The organism is Vallitalea guaymasensis, from assembly GCF_018141425.1.
GTDB lineage: Bacteria > Bacillota > Clostridia > Lachnospirales > Vallitaleaceae > Vallitalea > Vallitalea guaymasensis.
The window spans coordinates 3,170,542-3,183,476 of record NZ_CP058561.1; the positions used below are offsets into that span (position 1 = coordinate 3,170,542).

Consider the following 12,935-nt stretch of genomic DNA (forward strand, 5'->3'; position numbering starts at 1 on the left):
TGTAGAATAATACAATTTATTTTAATTGATTAGTTAATAATATTTATATAAAAAATGGATAATTTTCTATATAAAGGTAATAAAATCACTGAAAAGTAATGAAAAATCAATCAAAATATAAGAAATAGTAGATAGTTGAGAAATGCACATTTTTAAAAGTGTATATAAAAAGGGTGATTATAATTAATTTTTTGTAATAAAAGTATATAGGTTGTAAATTGATGATTTATTTATTGTTAAAAGTTATGTATAATCCATGCGTATAGGAGCAAATATTAATCCAAATAAACAAAACATAGGAGGGTTTTTAGATAATCACTGTAAAATGATGATTATTTTACTTGTAATGATTATTGTTCATAGTGATTGTCTTAAAATATGTATTCTGCAACAATATTTCTAACCAATTGTTTCAGATATGCAAACTAATCATAGGAGGTATTAAAGAATGAGAATACTGAAAAAAGGGGTACTATTATTGCTGATATTAAGTATGTGTATAATGCCCATTAACCCAATTCATGCAACGAATTCACAGAATAGTCCTAAATACGAGACAGAGGCAAAAAAACTATATGATTTTGGGTTGGTAAAAGGCAGCTCTGAAGTAAATCAGAAGTTGGATTTAGAATCACCTGTGACGAAAGAAGAGGCAATAATATTAGCATTAAGATTAAGTAACAATGAGCAAAAAGTAGAGGATTTGACAGAGGATGATATAGTTGGGCTACTAGGTAGATACACAGATGGTAATCTTGTGTCACAGTGGGCAAAGGAATATGTTGCATATGCTATCAAAAAAGAAATTATAGTTGGAAATGAGATTGACCCTAAGAAAAATATAGATGGTGAAAGCTTTGCAATGATGCTGTTAAAGCTATTAGGGTATGAGAATAATGAAGATATAAAAGCGTTGGAATTATTAGGTGAAAAAAATGGTTGGACAACAGAACAGATTGCTGAATTCGATAAACCATTAACCAGAGATGATCTTGCTGGAATGATGTACAAATCATTGAATCTAAGAAATGCCAGTGGTACTTCTATTATTACTAATGTTTTAGAAAGAAAAGCTGAAGAAATAGATACTAAGTTATACACATTTGAATCAGGAATACCAGATGATATTGAATCAGATAATGAATCAGAGATTTCACTAAGTGAAAAACATTTTAAGGGTGGTTATAGATCCCTGCAATGGAATTACTCCAAAGAATCTAGTTTAGTGTTCTCAACACCTATAGGTTTTGAATTGTTTGATGAGAATTCTGGTTCCAATAAATTAGATACATTTGCTTTTTGGGTATACAATGAAAAGCCGGTCCATGATAAGTTAATAGTAGAATTTGGAAGAGGAGATAAGGTTGACTGTTACTTCACATTCGGTCTTGATTTTACTGGATGGCGTACTGCATGGGTATCTTATGAGAGAGATATGCAGGGTGAACCACGTGAAGACATGGATACAATGAGAATTAAAGCTCCGTCTAATGTAGAAGCAGGAACACTATACTTTGACCAAATCGTTTTAGCTAATCCTGTAGATTCAAGACATCAAAATAGAGATTTCCAAGTACCTTTTGTGAATGTGGAAGCTGATAATATGGCTAATAAACACTGGGTGTCTCTATACAAATTTTATGATTTAAAGAGTAAAGACAAGCTCCCAGAAAAAGTTACTACTGAAGATATTGAAGATTTTAACCTGATATCACAAAGATTATATGATAATCTGTTCATCAATAAAAATGTTGATGAAAAAGCTATGGATGCTATTAGAAAGCAATTCAATACTTATAACATAGTAAGAAATGAAGGTACAATAACTGGTAATTCAGTAGACCTACCATTTGTAAAACAAATCTATCCACAAGAGATTATGGATGCAGTATATATTGACTTAAGACATACCAATGTAAGAAAACAATATACAGATATAATGTATAACATTGCCAATATGTATCATTCCACTGACAATGCTGAATATAAAAAAGAGCTGAATCAAATCTTCATTGATATGACAGAACATATGCTTGATCAAGGATGGGAAGCAGGAAGCATACTAGGTACAGTACACCACATCGGCTACAATGTGAGAGGATTCTATAATTCTGTTTTTCTTATGAGAGAACAGTTAAAAGAAGCAGGACTACTAGATAGAGTACAAAAATCCATATACTGGTTTACTGGAATGGGAAGAATCTATGATTACGAGGATAAAGAACCAGGGAATGTAGACATATTGAATACAACTATACAAGGTATGTTAATAAGTATATTAATAAAGGAGGATACTCCTGATAAAGTACGAGATTTTGATGGTTTCTCTGATTGGATGAATAGATGTATGAAAACTACGCCTGGTCTTAGTGGTGGATTCAAGGAAGATGGGTCAGGTTTCCATCATAGAAATGGATATCCAGGATATGCTAATCCTGCCTTTAATGGCTTGACTCCAGTTGTATATTACATGAGTGGAACTAAGTACAGATTAGAAGAACAAGCTCATGAGCTCCTTAAAAAAGTGATAATGGTGACAAGACTATACACTAATAAATATCAATGGTTAGTCAGTCTTTCAGGACGTGGAGTTGATGGAACGTCTAAAATAACAGATAAACCTTTTGGATTCTTAGCTTTAGCAGGTACACCAGACGGCGAAGAAGAAGTAGACCCAGAGGCTGCTGCTGCATACTTACGTTTAACTAACCTTAAAAAACCAAGTAAAACAGCAAAAATGCTCCTTGATATGGGATATACTCCAGAGGATAGTCCAAATGGAAACTGGACTATGAACTATTCTAATCTTGGACTACATAGAAGAGATGACTGGTTAGCAGGGGTTAGAGGTCATAGCAAATATCTATGGGGTAATGAAACATACACTAATTCCAATCTATATGGACGATATATTGCTTATGGACAAGTTCAGATTATGAGTCAAGGTGACCCAATAAACAATAAAGATAGTGGTTATAACCCTAATGGATATAACTGGAACCGTTGGCCTGGAACAACTACAATTCAATTACCAATAGATGAACTGAAATCAGATGTCCGTAATCTTGATGAATTTTCAGGATTTGAGGAAATGCTTATCTCTGATGAATCATATTCAGGAGCACTTAATATAGAAGGGGAAAACGGTATGTTCTCCATGAAACTTCATGAACATCCTAAGTATGATGAGTCTCATAGAGCGAGGAAATCAGTCTTTTTCTTTGATGACAGAATAATATTATTAGGTTCAGATATAGAAAATGATAATGAAAAATATAAAACACAAACAATAATGTTCCAGAATTACTTAGCAAACAAAGATATGCCTATATGGGTTAACAGTAAAGATAGTGTCAAGGAATTCCCTTATGAACAAAATATACAAACAGATAAAGATTTTTGGGTGATGGACAATAACAGTAATGGATATTTTATTCCAGAAGGGTATGATATTGAAATAACCCGTTCCACTCAAGACTCCAAGAATCATAAGAATGGAAAAGATACAAAAGGAGATTTTGCAACTGCTGTTATAGATCATGGAAAAGCACCTAAGAACCAAGACTATGAATATGCAATTCTTGTAAAAACAGATGTGGAAAGCATAGAAAAGTTCGTTGAACAAATGGGTAATACTGACACCGCTTTATATAAAGTATTACAAAAAGATAAAAATGCTCATATAGTAAAAGATAGATTAACTAATACAACTGGTTACGCAATCTTTGAAGCAAATGATAATATAGACAAAGGTATTGTCAAAGGAGTGGATACTCCAACAATGATTATGACAAAAGAAACTGGAGATGACCTGGTTCTTAGTATGGTTGATCCTGACCTGCATTTATATGAAGGAATAGATGAGTCTCAATATGATGAGGATGGTAATAGAAAAGAAGTAAGTATCTATTCAAGAGAGTGGTGCAAAAATGAAAGTAAACCATCAACTGTAAAATTAACAATTGCAGGTGAATGGAATCTAAAGACTGTCAATGAAAACTGTAAAATAATAAGTAGAGATTCAGCCAAAACTCAGTTTGAGTTCATATGTCAAGATGCAAAACCTATTGAAATAGAACTTAGTAAAAAATAAAAAAACATTACTTCATAAACTATGAAAAACCTATAAAAATAACGAAATTTTACTAACAAGTTGGAGCTTATAATGAACAATTATAACTCCTTTCTTGTTTTTTTTGTGCATTAATGTTATTATTATATTTGCATTAGGATACCATTTATAAATAATAGATAAATACTAATTACAGGCTTTTCTTATTTATAATAAAAAGTTCTATTTTCAATTTATGTTAAAATCTTTTCGTAACCTAGTCACTTTATTTTTACTATAAAAGCTCCATCATTTTTTAAATAACCTGAATAAATGAAAATGTGACATATAGATTAAAGGATGTGGGATAGATTATGGTACGTGGCAAATACAAGAAGAAATTGAATACAGTATTTTTACTTGTGTTTACATTAATCATTGTTAGCTTTATGAGTATTTTTATGAAAATAGTTATGGACCAGAGGTCAAAAGAATATGAAACCACCATTATCAACACTATCAAGACAACACTTAACAATAGTCAGATAAAGCTAGAAGTCATCAATAGTGCATTAGATTTGGTAATGGAGAGTGACGAAGCCAAGAACTGGTCAGAAAGCGATAACAATGAGATGTTTTACTTGGGACTATTAAAGGTCCAACAAAAAATCAGGAAATCATCCTCCAAGGTAAATAATGTTAATTTTCAAATCTCAGCAACCTTCTTAGATGAAGATTCATTAGTTATTACTCCAGTTTCCAGTGAAGCAAAAGACTATTATTTTAAAAAGAATCTTGGTTTGACTACAGAAAAAATAGAGGGAATTTATGATCATTTTGAAAATAAATCCAGTTATATGGCTTTTACTATCAATAACAGAGATGGTTCTTCACAGATATGCTATATTACAAAGAAAGCATATAGAAAAAGAGATGTTTTATATTTTACAACAATAAATTACGATTCTTTTGTTGAGGAAAATCTAGAACAAGATTGGTATTTATGTAATAATAATGGCATATTTGCAATGAAAGAAGATGCAAATGTACCGGCGAATGAGATTTTTGAAGCTTTTCAAAACAGTGATTTAGCTTCCAACAAATTTATCTACAAGGATTATAATGTTTTTAAACAATCATTTTATAATATAGATTGGATACTATTGTACTCATATAAAGATAAGAATATTGATACAGCAATGATTTTCGTATATTTTCTGATTCCATTTATACTGCTTACGTTTTTATCAATATTTCTATCAAGAATCATTACCAACAAATTGTATCGTCCAATAAAAGAAGTACTGGATGACTTCTTCTCTGATGATAATTATCAGAAGGATGTGGACGAGTTCAAGATACTGAAACAGAATTCCAATATGATAAAAACACTTAACCAACAGCTAAAATTGGCTATTAGCGAGAGAAATAATCTTATAGTACAGAGATTGAACAGGGATTTGTTATTTGGTATCAACATTAATAAGTCTATATACAAGGACCATCTAATAGGGGATGACAATTATTGTGTGGCTGTATTGGAATTTTTGAATAATCCTTACGAAGATGTGGACGATAATATTTTCTTATATAAAAATGAAATTCTTGCGTATACACAAGATATCAATAAGCTTAGATATGCAAATATTAATTACTATACATGTGCCATTATAATTCAATGCGACAAAGTAAAAGAAGCTATTACTATGATTCATACACTTCTGGAGAATGTTGAAATAGATTATGACTATGATATCAGAGTAGCTATTAGTAATGTAGCATATGGCACTAAAAAGATTAAAGAATGTTTTGAGGAAAGCAAAAAGATATTAGAATATAAGTTCCTATATAATCAAAGAACAATATTGACAATGAAACAGATCAAAGAAGATTTGGACCGCAATTCCTATTATTATCCTCTGGTTATAGAGAATAAACTTATCCATAGTGTACTTAATGGAGATATAAAAGCAGTTGAAATATTCAATGACTTGATTAATGAAAATAGTGCAGGAGATAAATTGTCACCAAAGGCATTTAAGAATTTGATATTTGCTATAATCGGTACAATCAGCAGGATAGTACAAGAGTTAAAAACAGATTCACACAAATTTTTAGAGGAAAATGATGATTTTTCTACTCTCTCTGATCAGTGGAACAGAAAAGATATCATACCGAAATTAAGAAAAATCTTAGAAGATATCTTGCTATATGTGAATAACAATAAGAAAGATAGTGAGAATTCTATCGCAGAAGAGATGCTAACATATATACATGAGCATTATTGGGAAGACATCATGTTAGTGGATATGGCTAAAAAGATGAATGTATCAGAAAAATATTGCGGTATTTTATTCAAAAAGGCTGTAGGGGACAATTATAAAAATTACCTGAACAATTACAGAATAGAAAAGGCAAAAGAGATAATGTACAGTAATACCAAAATCAAAGTATCAACATTAGGTAAACAAGTAGGATTTAACAGCTCTAATACCTTCATTAGAGTATTTACCAAGTATACTGGTATGACACCAAAGGCTTTTGCAGAGCAGATTAAGCATCTATAAGTAAAAAATAATAATAAAGAGATATGATAGATTGCTATCCTTAATGAAAAATGGATATAAAATCTATTTTATCTCAATTTTTTTTGTCTATTTTTCAGAATCTAGTAAAATAGCATATAGTAATTATTGATAGATTTTTACATGTTCAAAATGTGTAATTTTCTATTTTTTATTACCAAAATCATTAAAAAGTAATAGAAAAACGGTGAAAAGATAGCAAAATGTACATAGTTGAAAAATGCACATGATTAAACTATTAATATAAAAAGTCTCAAAATGAATGTCTCTTTGTACAAAAAGTAAATGAGTTGTAAATTGATGATTTATTTTTTATTCAAAACTATGTATAATTCCTTCATAAACAACTTTTGATTGTGCAAAATAAACAATTGAGAAAGGAAAAGAAAAGGAGACAATAATATGAGCAAAACAAGTAAGGCATTACCCATGCATAATAAAGGATATGTCAAAGGCAAAAGTAAATTTACTAAACGATTTAGAAGAGATTGGGATTTGTTTCTTTTATTTTTGCCAGGTTTGATATGGTATATTATGTTTGCTTACAAACCTATGATAGGACTTAGAACAGCATTTTATGATTACAATATATTTAAAGGCTTTTCAGGTAGTACATTTGTAGGGTTAGATAATTTTATTCAATTTATACAAGGTGCTGATTTCGCTAGGACGGTAACGAACACTTTGATGATTGCTTTCTGGCAGTTGGTTGTTTGTTTCCCTATACCTATTATATTAGCTATAGCGGTTACAGAGATGAAGAACAAGTTTGTAAGTAAGTTAACACAGACAGCTACATTCCTACCATATTTTATTTCAATAGTTGTAGTTTGTGGTATGACAATTAACTTTCTTTCTCCAAGTACAGGAGTTATCAATTTCATATTACAGAAATTAGGATTTGACCCAGTCTACTTTATGGTAAAACCTGAATATTTCAGAGGAATATATACAACTATGACTCTATGGAAAACAGCTGGTTTTAGTGCTATCGTTTATATTGCAGCAATTATGGGTATTGATCAGCAGCTATACGAAGCGGCAAAAGTTGACGGTGCTGGAAAATGGAAACAGATTAGACACGTAACTATACCAGGAATCTTACCTATTGTTGTTGTAATGCTTGTACTTAATATAGGTAAAATGGTAAAAGTAGGATATGAAGCGATTTTACTTCTTTACAAACCAACAACGTATAGTACTGGTGATGTAATTGCAACTTATGTATATAGAACGGGTATTACTAATGGTAATTATGGACTGGCTACGGCAGCTGGACTTTTTGAAGCATTTGTTGCTCTGATATTAGTAGTTCTTGCAAATAAAATCAGTAAACGTCTTTCTGAGACATCACTATGGTAAGGAAGGAGATAAATCATGACAAAATCAGATAAACTAGTTTCTACAAATGAAAAGATATTCAATGGTGCAATGACAGTAGTAGGAGTGATTATATCAATAGTTGCACTTTATCCTATATTCTATGTTTTGATAGCTTCACTGAGCAAGCCAATATTTGTTGAAAACGGAGATGTAATGTTTTGGTTCAAAGGCTTCAATTTTGAAAGCTATAAACAAGCCTTTATGAAAGATGGTATTTGGATAGCATATGGAAATACTATATTTTATACAGTAGCAGGTGTGTTTGTTAATATGTTGTTTACTACAACAATGGCATATGCACTATCAAGAGAAAGATTGATATTTAGAAAGTTTTTTACCTTGATGGCAATATTCACTATGTGGTTCAATGCTGGAATGATTCCATTATATATGACTTTCAAGGATTTCAATCTATTGGATACCAGAACAGCGATAATAGTTGGATTTGCTATTAATACTTATAACCTTGTAATCATGAAAAGTTTCTTTGAGCAAATACCGAAATCACTTGAAGAAGCAGCTTTTATAGATGGTGCCAATAACCTTAAGATATTTTCTAGAATATTTTTACCACTATCAAAACCTGCACTTGCAACAGTTGGTATGTTCTATGCAGTAACAAGATGGAATGGTTATTTCTGGGCGATGAACTTACTTCAGGATGATAATAAAGTACCTTTACAAGTTTTATTGAAGAAACTTATTGTAGATAAAGTGGCTAATGAAACAGAAGCCGCAATTGTAACTGCTAATTCGTTATTTTCTCCAACCACAGTTATTTATGCGATTATCATTATTGCAATAATACCTATGATGATAGCTTATCCTTTTGTACAAAAGTATTTTAAGAAGGGTGCTACAGTTGGAGCAGTCAAAGGTTAATTTTTACATAACGATTTTTCCATAGCTAATGGTATTATTATATATATTGTAAACTTATATAGATATTAGCTGTGAAAAAATAAATTTGAATCAACTAAAAGAAAAGGAGTAGGATTATGAAAACAAAAAAGATATTAGCAATTTTGTTAACGTTAACTTTAATGGGAACACTATTTATTGGTTGTGGTAAAAAAGATGATAGTGAAAAGGATAACAATACAGATACACAAACAAATTCAACCACTGACAAGCCAGAAGAAAAAGAATTAGAAGGTAGTTTGATTAGTGAGAAGCCACAGACATTTTCAATATTCTTAAACTTCAATAATATGCCTTTTAATCCTGAATGGCGTGTTTGGCAAGAAATTGCAGAGAGAACAAATATTTCTCTTGAAGGTGTAATTTCACAATCTAATTCCAATGAAGAAGAAGCATTCAACTTAATGCTTTCATCAGGAAAACTTGCAGATATTATTGGATTCAAGAATCCAGCTGAATTAGAAAAATTAGGTCGTGATGGTGGTTTAATTCCACTTAATGATTTAATCAAAGAACATGCACCAAATATCCAAAAGGTTCTTGATAATGATGCAAAATTCAGACAAGGCGCAACTGCTCTTGATGGAAATATATACTATATCCCTAAAAACCAAACTTTAGTTTCTGCTGAATTCTGGTGGATACGTCAGGACTGGTTAGATAAATTAGACCTAAAAGTTCCAACTACAGTAGATGAATTATACACTGTACTTACAGCATTCAGAAACGATGACCCTAACGGAAATGGTGAAAAAGACGAGATACCTCTATTTGATAGAGCTGGATGGAAAATGCCAGATGAATACTTATACTTATGGGATACAAGTACTGAATTCTATCCTCGTGATGGAAAAATGACTTTTGAACCAATGGAAGAGAATTTCAAAACAGGTGTTACTAATCTTGTAAAATGGTATAAAGAAGGTTTAATAGACCCAGAGATATTTACTCGTGGTGCAAAATCCAGAGATATCCTATACAGTGCAAATATTGGTGGTATGACTCATGATTGGCCAAGTACAGGAAATTATAATAGAAGTCTTGCAGAAGATATTCCAGGATTTAACAATGTAAGTATTGCTCCACCAGCAAACCAAAATGGTGAAGTGATTGAAAGAACAACTAGATATCCAGGAGTAGGCTGGGGAATTTCTTCACAATGTAAAGACCCTGTAACTCTTATCAAATTCTTTGACTTCATGTTCACAGAAGAAGGATCAACTCTTATGAACTGGGGTATTGAAGGTGAAACATACACTGTTAATGCTGATGGAACAAAATCTTATACTGATACAGTACTTAATAACGAGCAGACACCTTTGGGATACTTACGTTCATTAGGTATTCAATATCGTATCGGTATGTTACAAGATGCAGAATATGAGTATGCTTTCATGACACCAGAAGCTAGTGCAGCTGCAAAATTATACAATAGTAATCCACAATGGTTCTTAGAAGATATGCCTCCATATCTAGATGGTGAATTAGGATTAAAATATTCAGCAGAAGATGAAGCGGAATATAAGAAGATAATGTCAGAAGTTAGACCATATGTTGATGAAATGTTCCAAAAATGGTTATTGGGAGCTTCAGATTTCGAAAAAGATTATGATGGATTCATTAAAGAATTAAACAACAGAGGAATTGAAAGAGCTATTGAAATCAACCAAAAAGCATATGATACTTTCTTAGGAAAATAATATATTAAGGATGGACAATAAAAATGAAGCTTAGGTATAATAACTTTCCAACTGATTGGAAAGAAGGATTACTTATTGGAAATGGTAGACTTAATGGTATCCTATGGGGAGATAGTAATAAAGATATTATCAGCCTTAATCATGAACGTCTATGGACTGGTAAGTATGGAGATAGAAAGAACAGAACTTCATATGAATACTTACCTAAAGTAAGAGAACTTCTAAAAGAAAAAGATTACTTTAGAGGAACAGCCTTAGCTTCCTTGGCATTTGGTGGTGATGGGGGAATATCCCCCTACCCACGCCAAGAAGATTCATTCAAGCCTGCTGGGGAAATAGTATTTACATATGATGAAGAACAAGAGAATTATGTAGAGAGAGTACTTGATATACATAGTGGAATAGCAACAGTAGTAAAGAAAGATATAATAATAGAAGCTTTTGCAGATTGTGTAACTGGAATTATGGTTGCATCATGGATGGGCAGAAATGAGTTTAGTGGTACACTTCATTATGAAAGACAAGAAGATGGAGCCATAGAAGATATTAGAGCAGATAGAAATAATATAATATATTATTGCAAAATAGATTCAGTAAGTAGTTTCAAAGTAATTGTAAAAGTAGATACAGACGGTATTTTAGAATATGGTAGAAAAGAAATACATATAAGGAATGCTACATATATTAAAACATTCACTAATATAGGAGTATCATTCAATGATATTGAAAAAGAGATTAATGATTATCCTTTTCCTGTCATAGATATAGAGGAATTGAAAAAAAATCACAGTGAAAAATTTTTAAGAGCCATGAGCAAAACAGATATTAGTATAGCTGATAACAAAACAGATGAATTATCTGATTCATATATAAATGAAAGAATAGAAAAAGTTAGAAGTGGAAATCAAGATGTTAATCTTATTGAGATATATGCAAAATTCGGTATATATCTAATGGTATCAGGTTCAATCTGTGGAAAGCTTCCATTGAATCTCCAAGGTAAATGGAATTGTGATATAGTACCTCCTTGGTTCAGTGATTATCATTTTAACATTAACATCCAGATGAACTATTGGTTTACAGAACAATTAGGATACCCAGAGTATTCAAGGCAACTATTTGAGTATGTAAACAAATTTGCTGAGAGTGGAAGAGAAGCGGCAAAATTATTATATGGCTGTAATGGAACAGTACTCTCACTTAATGGAGACCATTGGGCAATTTCAACACCAGAAGCATATAACTATGCAGCATGGATTGGTGGAGCAGCATGGATGGCACAACATTATTGGTGGCATTATCAATATAATGGAGATAAAGATTTTCTAAGGAATGAAGCCTATCCTTTCTTCAAATCAACTGTAGATTTCTATATGGATTATATAGAAGTTGATGATAATGATATAGCTCAGATAATGCCAAGTCAATCTCCAGAAAATCGTTTTGAAGGTACTGGTTATTTTCCAGTAAGCATGTGTATATCATCAGCTATGGACGTACAATTAGCCTATGATGCTTTTACTTATGCAATAGATACTTCAAAATTATTGAATATTGATCAAGAAAGATGTGCTGAGTGGGAACAAATACGAGATAGATTACCTGATTTCAAAGTTGGAAAAGATGGACGTTTGTTGGAATGGGATAATGAAGATAAAATAGAAGTTGAAAAAGGGCATCGTCATTATTCACATTTATATGGAGTATTTCCATCAACCTTATTCAATTCAATAAATAGAACAGAACAATTTGAGGCAGGTAGAAAATCATTAGAATATAGATTAGACCAAAATGGTGGAGGTACTGGCTGGAGTAGAGCGTGGGCAGCATGTTTATTCGCACGTCTACAAGATGGTGAAGCAGCTAACCACCAATTGAGTTATCTACTTACAGAACTATCATCCTCTGCCTTACTTGATTTGCATCCTAGACCTCCTAGATGTACAGTTAGAAATGAGGATACGGAATTCGTATTTCAGATTGATGGTAATCTAGGTGCAACTAGAGCAGTACTTGAATGTATTATACAATGTTACGAAGGAAAGATATTCTTGTTACCTGCACTTCCAGCTTCGTGGGAGAAAGGAAGTATAACAGGAGTAAAAACCATAGGTGGTCACATAATTGACCTTGCTTATGAAAAAGGTAAAATAACATCACTTAAGATTGAAATGGGATTTGAAGAAAAGATAGTAATTGATAATGGCAATAGACTTTTAGATGGAGATGAAGAGGTTGTAATACAAGGAGAAAAAGGCAAAGTCTATACATTAGTGTAAGTTTTTTGGAAGGAGA

The 12,935-nt window shown here is 31.7% G+C and carries 6 protein-coding genes; all 6 read left to right on the forward strand.

The genetic code is table 11. The annotated features are described in order from the left end of the window. Positions 1–448: 448 nt before the first annotated feature. Positions 449–4,093 carry a chondroitinase family polysaccharide lyase gene (locus tag HYG85_RS13760; protein WP_212690150.1) on the forward strand — a complete coding sequence of 1,215 codons (3,645 nt, stop codon included), beginning with the start codon at positions 449–451 and terminating at the stop codon, positions 4,091–4,093. 332 nt (positions 4,094–4,425) lie between these two features. Further along, on the forward strand, positions 4,426–6,618 hold the full coding sequence (locus HYG85_RS13765; RefSeq protein WP_212690151.1) for an AraC family transcriptional regulator: 2,193 nt from the start codon (positions 4,426–4,428) through the stop codon (positions 6,616–6,618). Between the two features lie 420 nt (positions 6,619–7,038). Further along, positions 7,039–7,998 carry an ABC transporter permease gene (locus tag HYG85_RS13770; protein ID WP_244971195.1) on the forward strand — a complete coding sequence of 320 codons (960 nt, stop codon included), beginning with the start codon at positions 7,039–7,041 and terminating at the stop codon, positions 7,996–7,998. Positions 7,999–8,013: 15 nt separating this feature from the next. Further along, the gene (locus HYG85_RS13775) at positions 8,014–8,901 is read left to right on the forward strand and encodes a carbohydrate ABC transporter permease (RefSeq protein ID WP_244971196.1); all 888 of its coding nucleotides are present in this window, start codon (positions 8,014–8,016) and stop codon (positions 8,899–8,901) included. 116 nt (positions 8,902–9,017) lie between these two features. Then, a complete protein-coding gene (locus HYG85_RS13780; RefSeq protein ID WP_113674114.1) occupies positions 9,018–10,640 on the forward strand; it encodes an extracellular solute-binding protein in 1,623 nt (540 codons plus the stop codon). Positions 10,641–10,663: 23 nt separating this feature from the next. After that, positions 10,664–12,919: a glycosyl hydrolase family 95 catalytic domain-containing protein gene (locus tag HYG85_RS13785; protein ID WP_212690152.1), complete on the forward strand. Its 2,256-nt coding sequence runs from the start codon at positions 10,664–10,666 to the stop codon at positions 12,917–12,919. Positions 12,920–12,935 lie beyond the last annotated feature (16 nt).

What these genes read in the sequence shown, in the direction of transcription:
- HYG85_RS13760 (WP_212690150.1), top strand. Translation starts at nt 449, where the DNA reads ATGAGAATACTGAAAAAAGGGGTACTATTATTGCTGATATTAAGTATG.
- HYG85_RS13765 (WP_212690151.1), top strand. Translation starts at nt 4,426, where the DNA reads ATGGTACGTGGCAAATACAAGAAGAAATTGAATACAGTATTTTTACTT.
- HYG85_RS13770 (WP_244971195.1), top strand. Translation starts at nt 7,039, where the DNA reads ATGAGCAAAACAAGTAAGGCATTACCCATGCATAATAAAGGATATGTC.
- HYG85_RS13775 (WP_244971196.1), top strand. Translation starts at nt 8,014, where the DNA reads ATGACAAAATCAGATAAACTAGTTTCTACAAATGAAAAGATATTCAAT.
- HYG85_RS13780 (WP_113674114.1), top strand. Translation starts at nt 9,018, where the DNA reads ATGAAAACAAAAAAGATATTAGCAATTTTGTTAACGTTAACTTTAATG.
- HYG85_RS13785 (WP_212690152.1), top strand. Translation starts at nt 10,664, where the DNA reads ATGAAGCTTAGGTATAATAACTTTCCAACTGATTGGAAAGAAGGATTA.